21 protein-coding genes are annotated in these 21,416 nt (G+C 53.3%); 14 read left to right on the top strand and 7 right to left on the bottom strand.

Annotated features, from left to right (window positions below; genetic code table 11):
• Positions 1 to 65: 65 nt before the first annotated feature.
• Together OGV71_RS07055 and tisB are read right to left on the bottom strand one after the other, a co-directional pair.
• Positions 66 to 899: an EamA family transporter gene (locus tag OGV71_RS07055; RefSeq protein WP_071696249.1), complete on the bottom strand. Its 834-nt coding sequence runs from the start codon at positions 897 to 899 to the stop codon at positions 66 to 68.
• A gap of 123 nt (positions 900 to 1,022) precedes the next feature.
• A complete protein-coding gene (tisB, locus tag OGV71_RS07050) occupies positions 1,023 to 1,112 on the bottom strand; it encodes a type I toxin-antitoxin system toxin TisB (protein ID WP_003840643.1) in 90 nt (29 codons plus the stop codon).
• Between the two features lie 521 nt (positions 1,113 to 1,633).
• Here tisB and ivbL point away from each other — a divergent pair.
• The 3 genes from ivbL to ilvN all read left to right on the top strand — a co-directional run bounded on the left by ivbL (position 1,634) and on the right by ilvN (position 3,822).
• Positions 1,634 to 1,732, top strand: coding sequence for an ilvB operon leader peptide IvbL (gene ivbL, locus OGV71_RS07045; RefSeq protein WP_071696250.1), 99 nt, complete (start codon positions 1,634 to 1,636; stop codon positions 1,730 to 1,732).
• Positions 1,733 to 1,839: 107 nt separating this feature from the next.
• Positions 1,840 to 3,528, top strand: coding sequence for an acetolactate synthase large subunit (gene ilvB, locus OGV71_RS07040; RefSeq protein WP_071696251.1), 1,689 nt, complete (start codon positions 1,840 to 1,842; stop codon positions 3,526 to 3,528).
• Positions 3,529 to 3,531: 3 nt separating this feature from the next.
• Positions 3,532 to 3,822 (top strand): acetolactate synthase small subunit, encoded by a 291-nt coding sequence (gene ilvN / locus OGV71_RS07035; protein ID WP_048218864.1) that lies wholly within the window; start codon positions 3,532 to 3,534, stop codon positions 3,820 to 3,822.
• 1 nt (position 3,823) lies between these two features.
• On the opposite strand, the gene OGV71_RS07030 is transcribed toward ilvN, so the two are convergent.
• Positions 3,824 to 4,609, bottom strand: coding sequence for a DeoR family transcriptional regulator (locus tag OGV71_RS07030; protein WP_003023916.1), 786 nt, complete (start codon positions 4,607 to 4,609; stop codon positions 3,824 to 3,826).
• Between the two features lie 323 nt (positions 4,610 to 4,932).
• On the opposite strand from OGV71_RS07030, the gene rbsK reads away from it, so the two are divergent.
• From rbsK to OGV71_RS06990, 8 genes are all read left to right on the top strand, one after another.
• A complete protein-coding gene (gene rbsK, locus OGV71_RS07025) occupies positions 4,933 to 5,853 on the top strand; it encodes a ribokinase (RefSeq protein ID WP_003844463.1) in 921 nt (306 codons plus the stop codon).
• A gap of 27 nt (positions 5,854 to 5,880) precedes the next feature.
• The gene (gene fucP / locus OGV71_RS07020; RefSeq protein ID WP_003023919.1) at positions 5,881 to 7,197 is read left to right on the top strand and encodes an L-fucose:H+ symporter permease; all 1,317 of its coding nucleotides are present in this window, start codon (positions 5,881 to 5,883) and stop codon (positions 7,195 to 7,197) included.
• An 11-nt stretch (positions 7,198 to 7,208) separates the two neighbouring features.
• Positions 7,209 to 8,222 carry an aldose 1-epimerase family protein gene (locus OGV71_RS07015; RefSeq protein WP_192474432.1) on the top strand — a complete coding sequence of 338 codons (1,014 nt, stop codon included), beginning with the start codon at positions 7,209 to 7,211 and terminating at the stop codon, positions 8,220 to 8,222.
• 153 nt (positions 8,223 to 8,375) lie between these two features.
• Positions 8,376 to 8,969, top strand: coding sequence for a response regulator transcription factor UhpA (gene uhpA / locus OGV71_RS07010; RefSeq protein WP_003023923.1), 594 nt, complete (start codon positions 8,376 to 8,378; stop codon positions 8,967 to 8,969).
• The gene (uhpB, locus tag OGV71_RS07005) at positions 8,966 to 10,468 is read left to right on the top strand and encodes a signal transduction histidine-protein kinase/phosphatase UhpB (RefSeq protein WP_204583163.1); all 1,503 of its coding nucleotides are present in this window, start codon (positions 8,966 to 8,968) and stop codon (positions 10,466 to 10,468) included. The genes uhpA and uhpB overlap by 4 nt, the downstream gene beginning before the upstream one ends.
• A gap of 9 nt (positions 10,469 to 10,477) precedes the next feature.
• Positions 10,478 to 11,806: an MFS transporter gene (locus OGV71_RS07000; RefSeq protein ID WP_003023927.1), complete on the top strand. Its 1,329-nt coding sequence runs from the start codon at positions 10,478 to 10,480 to the stop codon at positions 11,804 to 11,806.
• Positions 11,807 to 11,948: 142 nt separating this feature from the next.
• The gene (gene uhpT / locus OGV71_RS06995; RefSeq protein WP_003023929.1) at positions 11,949 to 13,340 is read left to right on the top strand and encodes a hexose-6-phosphate:phosphate antiporter UhpT; all 1,392 of its coding nucleotides are present in this window, start codon (positions 11,949 to 11,951) and stop codon (positions 13,338 to 13,340) included.
• A gap of 125 nt (positions 13,341 to 13,465) precedes the next feature.
• Positions 13,466 to 13,918, top strand: a complete 453-nt coding sequence (locus tag OGV71_RS06990) for a DUF1198 family protein (RefSeq protein WP_003023933.1) — start codon at positions 13,466 to 13,468, stop codon at positions 13,916 to 13,918.
• A gap of 66 nt (positions 13,919 to 13,984) precedes the next feature.
• Here the strand turns inward: OGV71_RS06990 and OGV71_RS06985 are convergent, their stop codons facing one another.
• Both OGV71_RS06985 and OGV71_RS06980 read right to left on the bottom strand, forming a co-directional pair.
• Positions 13,985 to 14,308, bottom strand: coding sequence for a helix-turn-helix domain-containing protein (locus OGV71_RS06985; RefSeq protein WP_003023937.1), 324 nt, complete (start codon positions 14,306 to 14,308; stop codon positions 13,985 to 13,987).
• A complete protein-coding gene (locus OGV71_RS06980) occupies positions 14,292 to 14,651 on the bottom strand; it encodes a type II toxin-antitoxin system RelE/ParE family toxin (protein WP_061547778.1) in 360 nt (119 codons plus the stop codon). Before OGV71_RS06980 ends, OGV71_RS06985 begins: the two co-directional genes overlap by 17 nt.
• Before the next feature lie 214 nt (positions 14,652 to 14,865).
• Between OGV71_RS06980 and nepI the strand changes: the two genes are divergently transcribed.
• The gene (gene nepI, locus OGV71_RS06975; protein ID WP_003840662.1) at positions 14,866 to 16,059 is read left to right on the top strand and encodes a purine ribonucleoside efflux pump NepI; all 1,194 of its coding nucleotides are present in this window, start codon (positions 14,866 to 14,868) and stop codon (positions 16,057 to 16,059) included.
• A 49-nt stretch (positions 16,060 to 16,108) separates the two neighbouring features.
• Here the strand turns inward: nepI and gmuD are convergent, their stop codons facing one another.
• Together gmuD and OGV71_RS06965 are read right to left on the bottom strand one after the other, a co-directional pair.
• On the bottom strand, positions 16,109 to 17,491 hold the full coding sequence (gene gmuD / locus OGV71_RS06970) for a 6-phospho-beta-glucosidase GmuD (RefSeq protein WP_204583164.1): 1,383 nt from the start codon (positions 17,489 to 17,491) through the stop codon (positions 16,109 to 16,111).
• Between the two features lie 94 nt (positions 17,492 to 17,585).
• A complete protein-coding gene (locus OGV71_RS06965) occupies positions 17,586 to 17,879 on the bottom strand; it encodes a YicS family protein (RefSeq protein WP_008323809.1) in 294 nt (97 codons plus the stop codon).
• 130 nt (positions 17,880 to 18,009) lie between these two features.
• Here OGV71_RS06965 and OGV71_RS06960 point away from each other — a divergent pair, with 130 nt between their 5' ends.
• Complete coding sequence (locus OGV71_RS06960; RefSeq protein WP_003023951.1) at positions 18,010 to 18,426, top strand: GNAT family N-acetyltransferase; 417 nt, start codon at positions 18,010 to 18,012, stop codon at positions 18,424 to 18,426.
• Positions 18,427 to 18,516: 90 nt separating this feature from the next.
• Positions 18,517 to 21,315, top strand: coding sequence for a transcriptional regulator DagR (gene dagR, locus OGV71_RS06955; RefSeq protein WP_003840669.1), 2,799 nt, complete (start codon positions 18,517 to 18,519; stop codon positions 21,313 to 21,315).
• Positions 21,316 to 21,416: the final 101 nt, after the last annotated feature.

Raw genomic sequence — 21,416 nt, 5'->3', positions numbered from 1 at the left:
CGGCAGGAAATGTAAACAAAAAGCGGCAACAAATGTTGCCGGATTGCATCGGGTTTACAACGCGATCATGATAAGCGTAGTAAAACTGCGCCTACGGCAATACCTGCAGCCGCGACAAGACGTATTCCGGCAACCTTCTCTTTCAGTAGCAGCCACGCGAGCAGCGCGCCAAACAGGATTGAGGTTTCACGCAGCGCCGCGACTACCGCCAACGGAGCCTGGGTCATGGCCCACAGCGCCAGGCCGTAAGAACCCATTGTGCCAATGCCGCCAAGAATACCTTTCTTCCACTGCTGTACCAGATAGCGCGACGCTTCCCGGCGTCTGGCGATCATCGCCCAGCCCAGCAGGCAGGAGCCGTTCAGAAAGAAGGTCCACAGTGTATAACCCAGCGCGGTTTCTGATAAACGTACGCCGGTGCCATCAACCAGCGTATAACCGGCGATAAAGCAGGCGTTAATGAGCGCCAGGATAATCCCGCGTTGCGAACCGCTGCGTCCGTTAAATGCCATCCCGAGAATAGCCAGACAGATGGTGGCAATCCCCACCCAGGCGAGTAGCGAAAGGCTATCGCCAAGAAACAGGACGCTGATAATCGCGACCAGCAGTGGCGCTGTGCCGCGCATCAGAGGATAGGTCTGGCTCATATCCGAAACCTGATAGGTTTTAGCGACCAGGACGGTATAGACCACCTGTAATGCGGTTGAGACAGCTAAAAACGGCAGGCTGGAGGCAGAGGGTTGCGGTGCAAAGGGTAAACAAATCAGCGCCATAATTGCAGCGGTTCCGCTGACGCTGATCGCCGAGTACAGCTTGTCGTTTCCCGCTTTTACGATGGCATTCCAGCTGGCATGCAGCAGTGCGGCGAACAGCAAAATGCAGAAAACAGAAAGCGTCATGGCGGAATTCTTCCCTGAGGATGTCATAAAAACGTAACATATTGACGCGATACAAGCACCAGGGAGAAGGTGAAAGGGGAGCGGAGTGTTATCCGCCCCCCTTAGGTGCGACTTGAATCTGAATTACTTAATGTATTTCAGAACGGCATCAAGGAGTTGCAGTGCTGCAACAATGAGTTTGAGGATAAGAATAGCGATATCCACGAGGCTCATACGCTCTCCTTTTGGTACAAGGAGCACGGTGCTGACGTACCTCGCCGCTGCCTGTTGCCAGCACCTTTGTTGACATAACACAGTGTGCTCACACGGGGGTTAAGGCGCTGACGGCACCACCCGTTTCAGCCAGGACTTTGATGCGCCGGTTTACGATGCGGCCCCCGCATAACACATTGCGTACCGAGACATTATAGATAAATACTGTATAAATTAACAGTATTTTATGGACGTTACACTATTCATGTTCCATACTCAAAAGCATCAAAATTCGTGCCGAAATTGCGTGTTCTTCGTAGAACGCGTATACTTTTTTCGTTGACATAACACAGTGTGTTCGGCGGCTACCAACCGCACAACGCTGAAAAAACCTCGCTCCGGCGGGGTTTTTTGTTTTTGCACGACATACAATGAAATGTGATCGTTGAAGCATTTTTGTGCAGATGAAAATTTTTCCATTGTCACGCTGAAAAACCTGTGTTTGTATAAATCCAGTTAATCAACAAACAGACAGGTCCCTAATGAACCCTTCCACGCTGACTGCGACCCTACTAAAAACTGCGCCATCTCGCGCAGCGGTCGTCGTGCGTGTGGTGGTGGTCGTCGGCAATGCGCCGTAGGGTCCGAATCAACACACGATTCCAAAACCCCGCCGGCGCAAACCGGGCGGGGTTTTTCGTTTCAGAGACCTGCCCGGAGCAAAGGCCCAGAATAAAAGGACTGGAGCATGGCAAGTTCGGGCATAACATCCAAGCGTACGCGTTTTACGGGCGCAGAATTCATCGTTCATTTCCTGGAACGTCAGGGGATTCAGGTCGTCACCGGTATTCCAGGCGGCTCGATTCTTCCCGTCTATGACGCCTTAAGCCAAAGCACACAAATCCGTCATATCCTGGCGCGCCACGAGCAGGGCGCGGGGTTTATCGCGCAGGGAATGGCGAGGACCGATGGCAAACCCGCCGTCTGTATGGCCTGTAGCGGACCTGGCGCAACCAACCTGGTAACCGCCATTGCCGATGCGCGTCTGGATTCCATCCCGCTGGTGTGTATCACCGGGCAGGTTCCGGCCTCAATGATCGGCACCGACGCTTTCCAGGAAGTCGACACCTACGGCATCTCTATCCCCATCACTAAGCATAACTATCTGGTCCGCCATATCAGTGAATTACCGCAGGTCATGAGCGATGCGTTCCGCATCGCGCAGTCCGGACGTCCAGGCCCGGTGTGGATAGACATTCCTAAGGATATTCAAACCGCCGTTTTTGACATTGAAGAGATGCCGGAACCCGCGCAGAAAATGGCGGCACCAGCGTTCGGCCAGGACAGCATTCGCGATGCTGCAGCTATGATTAACGCCGCCAAACGCCCGGTGCTGTATCTCGGCGGCGGCGTAATTAACGCGCCGGAACGTGTTCGTGAGCTGGCCGAAAAAGCAAAACTGCCGACCACTATGACCTTGATGGCGCTCGGCATGCTGCCAAAAGCGCATCCGCTGTCGTTAGGCATGCTGGGCATGCACGGCGCGCGCAGCACCAACTTTATTCTGCAAGAAGCGGATTTACTGATTGTTCTGGGCGCACGTTTTGATGACCGGGCGATTGGTAAAACCGAACAGTTCTGCCCGAATGCCAAAATCATCCACGTGGATATTGACCGCGCGGAGCTGGGTAAAATCAAACAGCCGCACGTGGCGATCCAGGCAGATGTCGATGAGGTTCTGGCACAATTGATCCCGCAGATTGAAGCGCAGCCGCGTGAAGAGTGGCATCAACTGGTGTCTGACCTGCAGCAAGAATTTCCGTGCACGATCCCCCAGGAAAAAAATCCGCTCAGCCACTATGGATTGATCAACGCCGTGGCTGCCTGCGTAGACGACAGCGCCATTATCACCACCGACGTAGGCCAGCATCAGATGTGGGCGGCACAGGCTTACCCGCTGAACCGTCCGCGCCAGTGGCTGACCTCCGGCGGTCTGGGAACCATGGGCTTTGGCCTGCCTGCGGCGATTGGTGCGGCCCTGGCCAACCCAGACAAAAAAGTGCTGTGCTTCTCCGGCGATGGCAGCCTGATGATGAATATTCAGGAAATGGCGACCGCCAGCGAAAATCAGCTGGATATTAAAATCATTCTGATGAATAACGAAGCGTTAGGTCTTGTATATCAGCAGCAGAGTCTGTTTTATAAGCAGGGCGTTTTTGCCGCGACCTATCCGGGGATGATTAACTTTATGCAGATAGCTGCCGGGTTTGGTCTCGAAACCTGCGATCTGAATAACGAAGCGGACCCACAGGCAGCGTTGCAGGAGATTATTAATCGCCCTGGACCTGCGCTAATCCACGTGCGCATCGATGCCGAAGAAAAAGTGTACCCGATGGTGCCGCCGGGTGCGGCAAACACAGAAATGGTGGGGGAATAAGCCATGCAACAGCAGACTCATGACAACGTAATCCTGGAACTCACCGTACGCAACCATCCGGGCGTAATGACTCACGTTTGCGGGCTGTTTGCCCGCCGCGCATTCAACGTGGAAGGCATTCTCTGTCTACCGATTCAGGACAGCGATAAGAGCCGCATCTGGCTACTGGTCAACGACGATCAACGTCTTGAGCAGATGATAAGCCAGATCGACAAGCTTGAAGATGTGGAGAAAGTGGCCCGCAATCAGTCCGATCCGTCGATGTTTAACAAAATCACCGTGTTCTTTGAGTGAGTTAGTCGCCGTCTGAATCTGGGGTGATCACTTTGACAGAGCCGTTCCGGCAGTGGGTTGCGTAATCTGCCGGTAACGGACGGTCGCTTATCAGTACGTCAAAGGTGGAGAGTGGACCAATGCTGGCGGGGGCGACCTCATCGAACAGGGCGTGGCGCGTCAGCAGAATTTTGCGTAATCCGCGTTCCATTGCTTTGCGTTTTGTGGCTAGATCGTCCGGATTGAACCAGCTAACGCCGAAATGCTCATGGACGCCGCTGGCGGAGATGAATACTTTTCGTGGGTTGAGCGCATCCAGCGGAGAGGGGGTGCTGGTATCGTAAAAGGCGTCACTTTTCGCCCGATAGGTGCCTCCGCAAAGAATCACCGTGGCGTTGGGTTTTTCATTTAGCGCCACGAATACCCGGTGCGAGTAGCAAATTCCGGTAAAGGAAATATCATCCGGGATCATGCTGACCACCAACGGCATTTCCGCACCATTATCAAAAAAGACCAGATCATTTTCACTTACCAGTCCCGCGGCCAGAATGGCAACCGGTAAATCGTCGCGGTGATACTGTTTTTGCGCAGGCACTGGGGCATTAACGATGGCGGCGGGCTTGTTCACCATCACAATGTAACCACCGAGCAGCGTAAGCGGTAACGGCTCGTCATCCTGACTGAGATCCCGACGAATAGTCATCACGGAAACTTCCAGCATTCGTGCCGCCTCTTTCAGATGGATTCGGTCGGTCTTCTTCAACAATTCCATCAGACGTCGAATACGTTCTTTTTGCTTAGTTTCCATGTGCTTCTCCACGAATCATGTTCCCATGTTCCTTCAGTAACATTTTTGTGTTTCTGAGAACATGGCATTGCCGCATTACTATACGTCTGACTATTCGGAAATAAAAGCGTGTTTTTTCACGTTTTATTGATTATATCCATTAACTTTCAGTCAATTGTAAGCAACTTCATTATTTGTAGTGTGATGGGGGTGCAACATTTAGCGTAATAAATAAACAATAAAATGATCTTCCAATCGCGATCCTAGTCACAAATGATACGAAAGTAACATGATAATGTTATTTTAATATCATTGTAGTGTGATTGTTTCTGAGAGGTAGTAAAATGGATATCGCGGTTATTGGCTCCAACATGGTGGATCTCATCACCTACATCAACCAGATGCCCAAAGAAGGGGAAACGCTGGAAGCGCCGGCGTTCAAAATTGGCTGCGGGGGCAAAGGCGCAAATCAGGCCGTTGCGGCTGCTAAGCTCAATTCCAAAGTACTGATGCTGACAAAAGTCGGTGATGATATTTTTGCGGATAACACTATTCGCAATCTCGAATCCTGGGGGATTAATACCACCTATGTCGAAAAGGTACCCTGCACCAGCAGCGGTGTCGCACCGATCTTTGTTAATGCGAACTCCAGCAACAGTATTCTGATTATTAAAGGAGCGAACAAATTTCTCTCCCCGGAAGATATCGATCGTGCGGCGGAAGATCTGAAAAAATGTCAGCTTATTGTCCTGCAACTGGAAGTGCAGCTGGAAACCGTTTATCACGCGATTGAATTTGGCAAAAAACACGGTATCGAAGTGTTACTAAATCCCGCCCCTGCATTACGGGAATTAGATATGTCTTATGCCTGTAAATGTGATTTTTTTGTGCCGAACGAAACCGAGCTGGAAATATTAACCGGTATGCCAGTGGATACTTATGACCATATTCGCGCAGCGGCACGTTCTCTGGTTGATAAAGGTCTGAACAATATTATCGTCACCATGGGTGAGAAAGGTGCGTTGTGGATGACGCGTGACCAGGAAGTCCATGTTCCGGCGTTTAAAGTGAACGCTGTCGATACCAGTGGCGCAGGCGACGCTTTCATCGGTTGTTTTGCCCATTATTACGTTCAAAGCGGTGATGTCGAAGCCGCCATGAAAAAAGCCGTTCTCTTCGCTGCATTTAGCGTTACCGGGAAAGGCACTCAATCATCTTATCCAAGCATCGAACAATTTAATGAGTTTCTTACCTTAAACGAATAATACTCCTGCATTGTAAAAGGTAGCACTATGAACGATAAAAACATCATTCAGATGCCCGACGGCTATCTGAATAAGACGCCTCTGTTCCAGTTTATTTTGTTATCCTGTTTATTCCCATTATGGGGATGCGCAGCCGCATTAAATGATATTCTGATTACGCAATTCAAAAGCGTATTTTCACTCAGCAACTTTGCTTCGGCATTAGTGCAGAGTGCCTTTTATGGCGGTTATTTTTTAATTGCGATTCCAGCATCATTGGTGATTAAAAAGACCAGCTATAAAATCGCCATCTTAATGGGACTGACGCTTTATATTGTTGGCTGTACGCTCTTTTTCCCGGCATCGCACATGGCCACCTACACCATGTTCCTCGCGGCAATTTTTGCGATTGCGATTGGCCTGAGCTTCCTGGAAACGGCAGCTAATACCTACAGCTCCATGATCGGCCCAAAAGCGTATGCCACTTTACGCCTGAACATCAGCCAGACCTTTTACCCCATTGGCGCAGCTGCCGGTATTCTGCTGGGCAAATATCTGGTCTTCTCTGAAGGCGAGAGTCTGGAAAAACAGATGGCTGGGATGAACGCGGAACAGATCCACAACTTTAAAGTGTTGATGCTGGAAAATACCCTTGAGCCTTACAAGTACATGATCATGGTACTGGTTGTGGTGATGGTGTTGTTCCTGCTGACCCGCTTCCCGACCTGCAAAGTCGCGCAAACGGCGAGTCATAAGCGTCCGTCAGCGATGGACACGCTGCGTTATCTGGCCAGCAATGCCCGTTTCCGTCGTGGAATTGTGGCGCAGTTCCTGTACGTGGGGATGCAGGTCGCGGTATGGTCATTCACCATCCGTCTGGCGCTGGAATTAGGTGATATCAACGAGCGTGACGCCTCAACCTTCATGGTCTATAGCTTTGCCTGCTTCTTTATCGGCAAGTTTATCGCCAACATATTGATGACGCGCTTCAATCCGGAAAAAGTGCTGATCCTATACTCCATTATTGGCGCGCTGTTCCTCGTCTATGTTGCGCTGGCGCCAAGCTTCAGTGCCGTGTACGTCGCCGTGCTGGTGAGCGTCCTGTTTGGACCCTGCTGGGCGACAATCTACGCCGGTACGCTGGATACTGTGGATAACGAGCATACTGAAATGGCGGGAGCTGTCATTGTCATGGCGATTGTCGGTGCTGCGGTAGTTCCGGCAATTCAGGGCTATGTGGCTGATATGTTCCACTCGCTGCAACTTTCGTTCCTGGTCTCCATGCTGTGCTTCGTGTACGTCGGTATCTACTTCTGGCGTGAAAGCAAAGTACGCAACAATCTGGCTGAAGCGACGGTTTCCTGAGGAGAACGATCATGACAACACGTATCACTCTGTGGCGGGAACTCTTTGCAGAGCATCCGCGAATCTTACTGAAAAATAGCGATTTCATGGTTACCGCGTTTCGTTATGCCAGCGGTGTGGAAGGGCTGAAGATAGAAAACAGTCGTGGACATCTGGTTATTCTGCCCTGGATGGGGCAGATGATCTGGGATGCGCAGTTTGACGGGCATGATCTGACCATGCGCAACATGTTCAGTCAGCCAAAACCGGCTGCAGAAGTGGTCGCGACCTACGGCTGCTTTGCTTTCCACTCGGGGCTATTGGCTAATGGCTGCCCGTCGCCGGAAGATTCTCACCCGCTGCATGGTGAAATGGCCTGTGCTGCGATGGATGAGGCCTGGCTGGAGCTGGAAGGCGAGAATTTGCGCGTGAGCGGACGCTACGAGTATGTGATGGGGTTCGGTCATCATTATCAGGCGTATCCTGCGGTGGTCATGCGCAAGGCGAGCGCGCTGTTTGATATTCAGATGTCGGTCACTAACCTCGCTTCAGTGGCAATGCCTTTGCAGTACATGTGCCATATGAACTATGCCTACGTCCCGGAAGCGACCTTCAGCCAGAATATCCCGGATGAAGCCATAACGCTGCGTGAATCGGTACCCGCACATGTTAAGCCTACCGAGCAGTGGCTGGCGTTTAATCAGCGGATTATTCAGGGTGAGGCTTCGCTGATGCGCCTTAATGAACCCGATTTTTACGATCCGGAAATCGTTTTCTTCGCTGACCAACTGGATAGATACACAGATAAGCCTGAATTTAGCATGATCGCACCTGATGGCACCACGTTCGTGACGCGTTTCTCCAGCGCGGAGCTGAATTATGTCACCCGTTGGATCCTCTATAACGGCGATCAGCAGGTGGCAGCCTTCGCCCTACCCGCGACTTGTCGCCCTGAAGGCTTCCTGGCAGCGGAGCGAAACGGGACGTTGATTCAGATAGAACCGAAACACACCCGCACATTTACCGTCACAACGGGCATAGCATGATCGCTCAAGGCTTGAACAGCAACGCGCTTATCGTTAAGGTAAGCGCTTTTGCTGGATGGCGGTATTAATGCCTTATCCGGCCTACAACGGCACCCGCCCGTAGGCCTGATAAGCGCAGCGCCATCAGGCATGTCTTAGCGCCAGGATGAACCCATGATTACCGTTGCCCTTATTGACGACCACCTTATCGTCCGCTCCGGCTTTGCCCAACTGCTGGGGCTGGAACCTGATTTGCAGGTGGTGGCTGAGTTTGGCTCAGGCAGTGAGGCGCTGGCGGGATTACCGGGGCGCGGCGTGCAGGTCTGTATCTGTGATATCTCGATGCCAGATATCTCCGGTCTTGAACTGTTAAGCCAGTTGCCAAAAGGAATGGCGATTATCATGCTCTCCGTCCACGACAGCCCGGCGCTGGTGGAGCAGGCGCTCAACGCGGGCGCGCGTGGTTTCCTTTCTAAACGCTGTAGCCCGGATGAGCTGATCGCGGCGGTGCATACCGTTGCGACCGGTGGCTGTTACCTGACGCCGGACATCGCCGTCAAACTGGCGGCTGGTCGCCAGGATCCGCTCACCAAACGCGAACGTCAGGTGGCGGAAAAACTGGCACAAGGTATGGCGGTCAAAGAGATTGCTGCTGAACTGGGCCTGTCGCCGAAAACGGTGCACGTGCATCGCGCCAACCTGATGGAAAAGCTGGGCGTCAGCAACGACGTCGAACTGGCCCGCCGGATGTTTGACGGCTGGCAATGAACACGCTCTGTTCCCGGTTAATCACCGTTGTTGCCTGCTTCTTTATCTTCTCTGCCGCGTGGTTTTGCCTGTGGAGCATCAGCCTGCATCTGGTTGAGCGCCCGGAGCTGGCAGTACTGCTGTTTCCGTTTGGCCTGCGTCTGGGGCTGATGCTGCAATGTCCACGTGGCTACTGGCCGGTGTTGTTGGGCGCGGAATGGCTGCTTCTTTTCTGGTTGGCACAGGAAGTGGTGCTGGCCCATTTGCCACTTTTGATGATCGGCAGCTTCCTCACGTTACTCCCGGTGATGCTGATATCGCGATACCGCCATCAGCGTGACTGGCGTACGCTGCTGTTGCAGGGCGCGGCGCTTACGGCGGCGGCATTGCTGCAATCGCTGCCCTGGCTTGGGCAGGGTGAAGAGGCATGGAACGCGCTGCTGCTGACGCTCACCGGCGGATTAACGCTGGCGCCGATCTGTCTGGTGTTCTGGCACTATCTGACCAGCACCACCTGGCTGCCGCTGGGCCCTGCGGTGGTGTCGCAGCCAGTAAACTGGCGTGGGCGGCATCTGGTCTGGTACCTGCTGCTGTTTAGCGTCAGCCTGTGGCTACAGCTCGGTTTACCCGCCGAGCTTTCGCGCTTCACACCGTTTTGCCTCGCGTTGCCGATCATTGCGCTGGCCTGGCACTACGGCTGGCAGGGGGCGCTGATTGCGACGCTGATGAACGCCATCGCGCTGATTGCCAGCCAGACCTGGCACGATCATCCCGTCGACCTGTTGCTCTCGCTGCTGGTGCAAAGCCTGACCGGGCTGCTGCTCGGCGCGGGCATTCAGCGTCTGCGTGAGCTTAACCAGTCGCTGCAAAACGAATTAGCGCGCAACCATCGTCTGGCTGAACGCCTGCTGGAGACCGAAGAGAGCGTGCGCCGGGACGTGGCGCGCGAACTGCATGATGATATCGGCCAAACCATCACCGCCATTCGTACCCAGGCGGGTATTGTCCAGCGCCTGGCGCCGGGAAACGCAGGGGTGAAGCGTAGCGGAGCACACATCGAACAACTTTCTCTCGGCGTGTACGATTCGGTGCGTCGCCTGTTAGGCCGCCTGCGACCACGCCAGTTGGACGATCTCACGCTGGAACAGGCCATCCGCTCATTGATGCGCGAAATGGAACTGGAAAGCCGCGGCATCGTCAGCCATCTCGACTGGCGAATTGACGAATCTGCACTCAGCGAAAGCCAGCGGGTGACACTGTTTCGCGTCTGTCAGGAAGGACTGAACAACATCGTCAAGCACGCTAACGCCAGCGCGGTGACGCTTCAGGGCTGGCAACAGGATGAACGACTGATGCTGGTGATTGAGGACGACGGCAGCGGCCTGCCGCCAGGGTCGAATCAGCATGGATTTGGCCTCACCGGGATGCGTGAACGGATTAGCGCCCTCGGAGGATCGCTGTCGATTTCCTGTACGCACGGCACGCGGGTCAGCGTGTCACTGCCTCAACGTTATGTGTAAGGAGCGGCCATGTTTGCGTTTTTAAAAGCCCCGGCCAATGCGCCGCTCATCACCGACAAGCAGGAAGTGGATGCCCGCTATCGCTATTGGCGGCGGCATATCCTGACCACTATCTGGCTCGGCTACGCGCTGTTCTATTTCACACGCAAAAGCTTCAATGCCGCCGTACCGGATATCCTCACCAGCGGCGTGCTGACCCGCAGCGATATTGGGCTACTGGCGACGCTGTTTTACATCACCTACGGCCTGTCGAAGTTTGTTTCCGGTATCGTCAGCGACCGCTCCAACGCCCGCTATTTTATGGGCATCGGGCTGATCGCCACCGGCGTGGTGAACATTTTGTTTGGATTCTCTACCTCACTGTGGGCCTTTGCGGTGCTGTGGGCGCTGAACGCCTTTTTCCAGGGCTGGGGGTCGCCGGTCTGCGCGCGTTTATTGACCGCGTGGTATTCGCGTACCGAGCGCGGCGGCTGGTGGGCGCTGTGGAATACCGCGCACAACGTCGGCGGGGCGCTGATCCCTATCGTGATGGCGGCGACAGCGCTGCACTACGGCTGGCGCGCCGGGATGATGATCGCTGGGCTGCTGGCGATTGTGGTGGGGGTTTTCCTCTGCTGGCGGCTGCGCGACAGACCGCAGGCGATTGGTCTGCCGCCGATTGGCGACTGGCGACATGATGAGCTGGAAATTGCTCAGCAGCAGGAAGGTGCAGGGCTGAGCCGCAAAGAGATCCTCACCCGCTATGTGCTGCTGAATCCTTATATCTGGCTGCTGTCATTGTGTTATGTGCTGGTGTACGTGGTCCGTGCAGCGATTAATGACTGGGGCAATCTGTACATGTCTGAGACGCTCGGCGTGGATCTGGTGACTGCAAATACCGCCGTGACCATGTTCGAACTGGGGGGATTTGTCGGTGCGCTGGTGGCGGGGTGGGGCTCGGACAAGCTGTTTAACGGCAACCGCGGTCCAATGAACCTGATTTTTGCCGCCGGAATTTTGCTCTCCGTTGGTTCGCTGTGGCTGATGCCGTTCGCCAGCTACGTGATGCAGGCAGCGTGCTTTTTCACCACCGGATTCTTCGTCTTCGGCCCGCAGATGCTGATCGGCATGGCGGCAGCGGAGTGTTCGCACAAAGAGGCGGCAGGTGCAGCAACCGGTTTTGTTGGGCTGTTTGCCTATCTGGGGGCATCTCTCTCCGGCTGGCCCCTGGCGAAGGTGATGGAGGTCTGGCACTGGACCGGGTTTTTTGTGGTGATCGCCATTGCGGCGGGGATTTCCGCGCTGCTGCTGCTGCCGTTTTTAAACGCCCAGGCTCCGCGCGATCTCAACGAAGCGTGATGCACCTCACCTTTTTGCCCTGAGTGGGGCAAAACTAAGAAATTTTCCCGGTTTCACCTGGACGCTGTCTCAGGCACGTCTCCCGGCTGATTTTTACAATGCCTGCTATTCGCAGGTATAAAAATTAGCTCGGGAGTGTCAAATGCTGGCCTTTCTCAACCAGGTGCGCAAGCCGACCCTGGATCTGCCGCTCGATGTGCGGCGCAAAATGTGGTTCAAACCGTTCATGCAGTCCTATCTGGTGGTCTTTATCGGCTACCTGACCATGTACCTGATCCGCAAAAACTTCAACATCGCGCAGAACGACATGATCTCCACCTACGGGCTGAGCATGACGCAATTGGGGATGATTGGCCTGGGCTTCTCCATCACCTACGGCGTGGGAAAAACGCTGGTTTCCTACTACGCGGACGGCAAAAACACCAAGCAGTTCCTGCCGTTTATGCTGATCCTCTCTGCCATCTGTATGCTCGGCTTCAGCGCCAGCATGGGCGCGGGTTCAACCAGCCTGTTTCTGATGATCGCCTTCTATGCGCTGAGTGGTTTCTTCCAGAGTACCGGCGGCTCGTGTAGCTATTCCACCATCACCAAATGGACGCCGCGTCGCAAGCGGGGTTCTTACCTCGGTATGTGGAACATCTCCCACAACCTCGGCGGTGCGGGTGCGGCAGGCGTGGCGCTGTTTGGCGCTAACTATCTGTTCGACGGTCACGTCATCGGGATGTTTATCTTCCCGTCGATTATCGCGCTGATTGTTGGTTTTATCGGCCTGCGCTACGGCAGTGACTCCCCGGAATCTTATGGTCTTGGTAAAGCTGAAGAGTTGTTCGGCGAGGAGATCAGCGAAGAAGACAAAGAGACCGAAGAAAACGAGATGACGAAATGGCAGATCTTTGTTGAGTACGTGCTGAAAAACAAAGTGATCTGGTTGTTATGTTTCTCGAACATCTTCCTGTACGTGGTGCGTATCGGTATTGACCAATGGTCCACTGTCTACGCTTTCCAGGAGCTAAAGCTCTCCAAAGAAGTGGCGATTCAGGGCTTTACCCTGTTTGAAGTGGGCGCGCTGGTCGGCACGCTGCTGTGGGGTTGGCTCTCTGACCTGGCGAATGGTCGCCGTGCGCTGGTGGCCTGCGTGGCGCTGGCGTTGATTATCGCCACCCTGGGCGTTTATCAGCACGCCAGCAACCAGTACGTTTATCTGGCTTCGCTGTTTGCACTGGGCTTCCTGGTATTTGGTCCGCAGTTGTTAATCGGCGTTGCGGCAGTCGGATTTGTACCGAAAAAAGCGATCGGCGCAGCCGATGGGATTAAAGGTACCTTTGCTTATCTGATTGGTGACAGCTTCGCCAAGCTTGGTCTGGGGATGATTGCCGACGGCACGCCGATTTTCGGCCTCACCGGCTGGGCAGGAACCTTCGCCGCGCTGGACACCGCCGCCATCGGTTGTATCTGTCTGATGGCCATCGTGGCCGTGTTTGAAGAACGTAAAATTCGCCGCGAGAAAAAGATTCAACAACTGAAAGTCGCTTAAGTTAAGTGTGCATTGGTAACTTTTGCCCGCCTTAATGGCGGGCTTTTTTATGCCGTGGCGTTCATCCATCGACAGCGATAAATTTGCCGCTATGATGGACATCCTGTCTGGTAATGGATGTGCGCATGATTTGGATAATGTTGGCCACCCTGGTGGTTGTTTTTGTGGTGGGATTTCGGGTGCTGACGTCCGGTTCACGACGCGCAATTCGCCGCTTGAGCGAGCGACTGAACATTGATGTCGTGCCAGTAGAATCGATGATCGATCAGATGGGAAAAGTACAGGGTGAGGCTTTTTTACAGTACCTCCACCGCCCTGATGAATCACATCTGCAAAATGCGGCCCAGGTGCTGTTGATCTGGCAAATAGTGATTGTCGACGGCAGTGAGCCGAATCTGCTGCAGTGGCACCGTTGGCTGCAAAAAGCTCGGCTGGCCGCGCCGATTACCGACGCGCAGGTGCGTCTGGCGCTCGGTTTTTTGCGCGAAATGGAGCCGGACATGCAGGAGCTTAATGCATTTCAAATGCGCTATAACGCCTTTTTCCAGCCCGAAGATGGCGTGCATTGGTTGCATTGATAGTCATGCCTGATGGCGTTACGGTTCTCAGGTCGACAAAACGTGTCGCTATCTGGCAGTGGCTAATTACATCAGAACGTCCAGGCCATGTTTTTGCACGATGCTGAGTAGTTTTAATGACATCCCACCAGGTCGTTTAGCTCCGCTCTCCCATTTTTGCACTGTCGATACGCTGGTGTTCAGATAACGGGCAAAAACGGGTTGGCTTACATTTAGCTTTTCACGCAATGCTTTAATCTCAGTCGGTTGAAGATCTTCCACGTGACTAAGACTGGCTTTGTCAAAATCGCGCATCGTTTCCTGTGGAATTGCACCAACGCTAAATAATCCAGAAGCTGCGCTATGGATGGCTTCAAAGGCAGGGCTTTTGAATTTATTCTTTGCTGTCATGACAGACCTCTACCAGTTCTTTACTCTGAATCAGTGCTGCTATTTTCATATCACCGAGGCTTGCATAATGCTTCGCCAGTTCACGAAAGCCGCTTAACTCGCTACTGTTAATATTTGCTATGTTCTGCTTGGCGTACAAGAACGTATAAAACCAATGCTCTCCGCCTTTCGCAAGGATGATGGCGCGATCGCGATTTTGATTAAGCCGCTTTTTATAAACTCCTCCGCCGAGATTGTCTGCTCTTCCCTGAAGAGTGGCGGCTATTGCTTCACATAATTCATCGTCATTAATCGCATGAGATTTCGCTTCCCTGGTAAACCATTTGGTTTTGAACACTCGCATCGGGTTGACATCCTGTAACCATAAATATAGCACCTGGTGATATACTATGCATTTAGTTAGCTGTAAAAAGGGGAAAAATCAGCCACGTTCGGAATGTGCGAGCCTCTACGCAAGTGACAATGCAAAACGGTAGAGTTGCTGAAACGTTAAATACGTCACAAATTTAATGTTACACTGCGTAACTTTTCTACAATAACCCCACGCAGGTAACAAAATGAGTGAAGCTGTTGAACAAAAATCCCGCGCTGAGGCAAATTCCCGACCTAACTGGTCGGCGGTATTTGCCGTGGCGTTCTGTGTTGCCTGCCTGATAACCGTTGAGTTTCTGCCCGTTAGCCTGTTAACGCCGATGGCGCAGGATCTGGGGATTTCTGAAGGTGTGGCGGGGCAATCGGTGACCGTGACGGCATTTGTCGCCATGTTCGCCAGCCTGTTTGTGACGCAAATTATTCAGGCGACCGATCGTCGCTATGTGGTGATCCTGTTTTCGGTGCTGCTGACGCTTTCCTGTCTGCTGGTTTCCTTTGCCAATTCTTTTTCGCTGCTGCTCGTTGGCCGCGCCTGCCTCGGTCTGGCACTTGGCGGTTTCTGGGCGATGTCGGCGTCGCTGACCATGCGTCTGGTTCCCGCACGTACGGTACCGAAAGCGCTGTCGGTTATTTTTGGCGCAGTCTCCATCGCGCTGGTGATTGCCGCGCCGTTGGGGAGCTTTTTAGGCGGCATTATCGGCTGGCGTAATGTGTTTAATGCGGCGGCGGTGATGGGCGTGCTGTGCACAATTTGGGTGGTGAGAGCGTTGCCTTCGCTGCCTGGCGAGCCTTCGCATCAGAAACAAAACATGTTCAGCCTGTTGCAGAGACCGGGGGTGATGGCCGGGATGATTGCCATCTTCATGTCCTTTGCCGGGCAGTTCGCCTTCTTTACCTATATTCGCCCGATCTATATGAATCTGGCGGGCTTTGACGTTGATGGCCTGACGCTGGTGCTGCTGAGCTTCGGTATTGCCAGCTTTGTTGGTACGTCGCTTTCGTCGATGATTTTGAAGCGTTCGGTCAAACTGGCGTTAGCCGGTGCGCCACTGGTGCTGGCGCTCAGTGCACTGGTCCTGATTCTGTGGGGCAGTGACAAAGTGGTGGCGGCGGGTATTGCGATTATCTGGGGACTGTTGTTTGCGCTGGTACCGGTCGGCTGGTCGACGTGGATCACGCGCTCGCTTGCCGATCAGGCAGAAAAAGCCGGATCGGTGCAGGTCGCCGTGATCCAGCTTGCCAATACCTGTGGGGCTGCGGTGGGAGGCTATGCGCTCGATACTCTCGGACTGCTGTCGCCCCTGATGCTTTCCGGCAGCCTGATGCTGCTGACGGCGCTTCTGGTGGCAGCAAAAGTTCGCATAAAGGGTATGCAATAAACTAAAGCTCGGTATGCCGGATCGCTATCCGGCATCCTGGTTATTTTTTTTAATTAAAACCATTGTTTCCGGCAGTATGGGCAAACCATTCGCCGCTCTTTTTCACCGTACGTTTTTGCGTGTCTAAATCTAACTGGACAAAACCGTAGCGGTTTTTATATCCGTTGAGCCAGGACCAGTTATCAATAAAAGTCCACATATGGTAGCCAAGACAATTACAACCTTCGCTGATGCCTTTATGTAGCCATTTAAGATGCTCAGAAACAAATTCAATACGATAGCTGTCGTTGATCTGGTCATGCTCAACGAAACGCTGCTCATTTTCCACACCCATACCGTTTTCAGAAATAAAGCAGTGCGGGTTGCCGTAATTATCACGAAGATTAGTAATAATATCGTAAATACCAGGCTCATAAATTTCCCAGCCACGGTAAGGGTTCATTTTACGCCCCGGCATTTCGTAATAATCAAACAGCCACTCCGGCATAAACGGCGCATTTGGATTGACCGCAGTATCACGACATTTCACGCGACGCGGCTGATAATAATTGATACCGAGCAGGTCGATTTTCCCCTCGGCGATGAGCTGACTGTCGCCTGGCTGACAGGTTGGTAGCTGATCGTACTCTTTCAGCAATTCGACCAGATCCGCCGGATATTCCCCTTTTAGTACCGGGTCAAGGAAGCTGCGGTTAAACAGCAGATCCGCATGGTGCGCGGCTTTCACATCCGCCGGGTGCTGAGAGCGTGGATAAGAGGGCGTCAGATTTAGGATCACACCGATCTCACCGCCGTAGTTTCCGGCGCGATACGCCCGTACCGCTGTGGAATGCGCCAGTACAGTGTGATACGCCACGGTGGCCGCGCGTTTGAAATCCACCACGTTAGGGTAATGGAAGTCATACAGATAGCCGCCTTCCACCGGGACAATCGGCTCGTTAAAGGTGAACCAGTGCTTAACCCGGTTGCCGAACAATGTAAAACACGTCTGCGCGTAGCGGCCAAACGCCTCAACCACCTCACGGTTTTCCCAGCCGCCTTTCTCCTGCATCACCATTGGCATGTCAAAGTGGAACAGGGTGATAAATGGCGTAATGCCTTGCGCCAGCAGCTCGTCGATGACGTTGTTATAGAAATCGACGGCTTCCGGATTAACATCGCCGGTACCGTCCGGGATCAGGCGTGACCAGCTCAGAGACGTACGGAAGCTGTTGTGCTTCAGCTGTTTGAGCAGTGCGATATCCTGTTTCCAGTGCTGATAAAACGTTGAGGTGTCCGCCGGACCAACCCCCTGATGGAAACGACCTGGCTGGCGGTCGAACCACACGTCCCACGTGGTCTGGCTTTTGCCGCCGTTCAGGCTATCCCCTTCGGTTTGCAGTGCCGAGCAGGCACTGCCCCACCAGAAGTTTTCTGGAAAACGGTATCGCATTGTTATTGCTCCATTGCTATTTATACGTTCTGGCAACAATACGTTTTTTTGCGACACAGAAACCGGTTACAGTGCTCATTTTACAACAAGATGTTTATAAATCCGGGCATTCAACTTTGCCAAGTGCTTCCCAGTAGTTGTTCTGGTTATTTCTTTGTATTGCCAGAATAGCCTCGCGGATATGCTGCTGATTACGTGTATCAGACATAATCGTTTTTTCCCACACGTCATCGGATGGCGACCCCTGTGGGGTGCAAATCTTACGTAAGTCCTTCAATACAGTATTTTTTTCATGAACGGACTGTAGAGAGCCGTAAGCCGAATCGGCCTGCGCTAAACCCGACAGCGTGAAAAGAATGGCAATAAGCGGTAAAGCGGCTCGTTTCATGATAATAATCCTTGTTGTCGATGCGCATCATCTCAAGAGTAAGTGTAGACGGCATGCGCCTCACTCATCAGCCTGTGTTAATTTCTAAACAAATAATCAGCCAGAAGTTGTAGTTTTTCAGGAGGATAGGATGCAAATACAGATTACAGATACCATTACTGAAGATGATCAAAATGCCCTGCTTGCCGGGTTGCGCGCCTACAACCGCCAGTTCCTGAGGACCACCAATTTTGGCGACCTGGCGGTGTACTGGCGCGATGAAAGCAATGAAATTCTGGGCGGGCTGATTGGCAAAATCAAAGGCGAATGGCTGTGTATTGATTTTCTGTGGATGCATGATTCGCTGCGCAAAGGCGGTTACGGCACAAAATTGATGCAGGCTGCCGAACAGACAGCGCGTGAGAGAGGATGCCTGCATGCGCTGGTGGATACCATGAGTTTCCAGGCGCTGCCGTTTTATCAGAAAAACGGCTATCAGCTGCAAATGACCCTCGATAACTTTCCGGAAACCGGCTCCGCGCGGCATTATTTGTCGAAAACGTTTTGATGACCGGAAGCTCTGGACGCCGCCTCACTTTCTTGCGCAGCAGAATAGTGTATGTTCTGAACAATCATTTATTTCTTAAGCGGTAAAGAGATGAGACGGATTGAGATAATACTGGGGGAGCTGGAACGGCTGACGCGAGGACTGAATCTTGCCCATCTGGCGCAGGAAACGGCGTTCACAGCAGAAGCTATCGGCTTTAACCTCGGACTGGCGCGCAACTCGGTCAGTAAAGATCTCAATCAGCTCTGGAACGACGGCCTGGCGATTAAAAGCCGCGGACGCCCGGTATTCTTTCTGCATCGTCAGGCGATTGAAACGCTGCTGGGGCGCAAACTGGATGAGTCCGAGCGTGAAGTGCAAACCGTTGCCGACCTGTTGCCTGTTCAGGAAAACCAGGCGACAGACGATCCCTTTTCTGGCCTGATTGGTTACGATCGCAGCCTGCGCGACGCGGTGGAAAAAGGCCGCGCGGCGGTGCTGTATCCCCACGGGCTGCACGTTCTGCTGACCGGTCCCTCCGGCGTCGGCAAAACCTTTTTTGCCGAACTGATGCATCGTTTCGCCTGCGAACGCGCAGTGGGAGCGTCGCCGCCGCTGGTTTACTTTAACTGCGCGGAATACGCCCATAACCCGGAGTTGCTTTCTTCGCACCTGTTTGGTCATCGACAGGGGGCATTTACCGGCGCAAATGAAAATAAACCCGGTCTGGTCGAGCAAGCCGACGGCGGCTATCTGCTGCTCGACGAAGTGCATCGTCTGCCGTATGAAGGTCAGGAAAAGCTATTTTCTATTCTCGACAAAGGCGAATACCGGCCGCTGGGTTCCAGCGCCGTGGCGCGGTCAATCTCGGTTCGTCTGATATGTGCGACCACCGAACCGGTAAGTTCGGCGTTGCTGCGCACTTTCCAGCGACGTATTCAGGTATGTATCGATCTCCCCGGCATCCGCCAGCGTTCGGTGGAAGAGCAGGTTGAACTGATCGTTGGCTTCTTACAGCGTGAGAGCCGCAAAATCGAGCGTACGATAAGCATCGACCGTACCTTGCTGCTCTGGCTGTTGAACAAGCCGCTGGAAGGCAACATTGGTCAGCTTAAGAGCGACATTCAGTTTCTCTGCGCCCAGGCCTGGGCCTCAGGGATGACCGAGCACAGCGACACGCTACAGCTGGATAAACGTCTGACCGAGATCCCCTTTAACGCCACGCCGGAACAACGTCTGTTGGTTGGAGCGCTGTTCGAAGGCAAAGAACACCTGAGCATCGATGCCCGCACGCTGCCTGCGCTGAAAAATTCGCTGGCCACCGGAGCCGAAATTGAAGAGAGCGATCTTTTCTACAGCTTCCTGACCCGTGAATATATCAACCTGCGTAACAGCAACGTGCCGCCAGCCGAAACGCTGGCAATCCTCAAAAACAAGCTCAGTTCGATATTTGAATATGGTCTCTACAGCCGCGACAGCGTGGCGCATCCTCCGCGCTATGGCGATCAGATTGAAGAGCGAGTCACGCTGTTGATCGGCTGTGTTGAGCAGGTGCTTGGTTTTACGCTGCCGGAAAATCTGGTTAACCCGCTGCGCAAACACTTCCTGGCGCTGATTGGCTATGTGCAGCGCGGCCTTATTCCGCAACTTTATTCTTCCAGCCTGATCCTCGATCGCTGCAAAGATGAATACGAAAACGCTACGCTGTTATGCCGAAAAATCAATGAACTGCTGCATATTCAGTGTCCGGCGACGGAGGTGGTCTGGCTGTGCCTGTTCCTCAAAGAGTGTCGCCATTACCGCCAACGGATTGACGCCAGTCCGGACTGCGGGGTGATTTTGATTGCCCACGGTGCGACGACCGCCACAAGTCAGGCGCAGTACGTGAATCGCGTGCTGGAGCGCGAGGTGTTCAGCGCTATCGATATGCCTTTTGAGCAGTCGGTGCATGACACGCTGGAAGCCCTTACGCAGATGATCCAGACCCGGCAATATCGCCGATTGATCCTGATGGTGGATATTGGTTCACTGGTCCATTTTGGCAGCACGATCAGTAAGTTATTCCAGATAGACGTACTGCTAATGCCCAATATCACGCTCACCAGCCTGCTGGAGATTGGGCTGGATTTAAGCTACGAAACCAGCGACTTGCCGCAGCTGGCGGCGTTGATGCAGAGCAAAAATATTCCCTGTCAGCTCTGTACTCCGCAGCAGGAAAACAGCGGTAAAGTGCTGGTTATCTCCTGCATCACCGGGATGGGAACGGCAGAAAAAATCAAAAAGGTGCTGGAGGAGAGCTTCGGTGAGTTGATGTCGCAGGATACGCGGATGGTGATCCTCGATTACAACGAAGTTCGCAGCCTGGAGCGTGTTCAGCAGGCGATTAACGCCAGTGAACGCCTGGCGGGAATAGTGGGCACTTTCCAGCCAGGACTGCCGGATATTCCGTTTATCTCGCTCGAGGAGCTGTTCTCTGAGCAAGGCCCCGAGCTGGTACTCAGCCTGCTGACGCCAGATCTCTCCAGCAGCGAACGCCGTCTGGAGATGGAGCGCAGCGCGATGCGCTTTATCAGCGCGTTGACTATGGAGAGCATCATTAACCATATTTCGGTGCTCAACCCGCAGCGTATTCTCAAAGAGATGGAAGGCGTGCTGAATCATCTGACCACCGCGCTTTCGCTCAAACCGAGCCGTCAGGTGACACTGCGCTTCCTGATCCACTGCTGCTGTATGGTCGAGCGTATCGTGATTAACCGCAAACCGTTACAGATGGCGCTGGAGAACAAGCCGGATCTGGATAATCGCGCGTTTAGTGTCATTAAATCCGCTTTCCTGCCGATCGAAGAGGCCTATGCTATTCGCTTATCGGACGCGGAATATTTTTATATCTACGAACTGCTGTATAGCTAATCCCTTTACTGGCGCGGCTTTCTGCCTCGCCAGCGCTCCTCTCCTCCCCGCGTGACACAAATTCTGGCACAGCCTTTGCTCTGTTTACCTATGTCTATGTA

The sequence above is a fragment of the Citrobacter sp. Cf088 genome, from assembly GCF_030334295.1.
GTDB lineage: Bacteria > Pseudomonadota > Gammaproteobacteria > Enterobacterales > Enterobacteriaceae > Citrobacter > Citrobacter freundii.
This window is presented reverse-complemented; position numbering and strand designations above follow the sequence as displayed.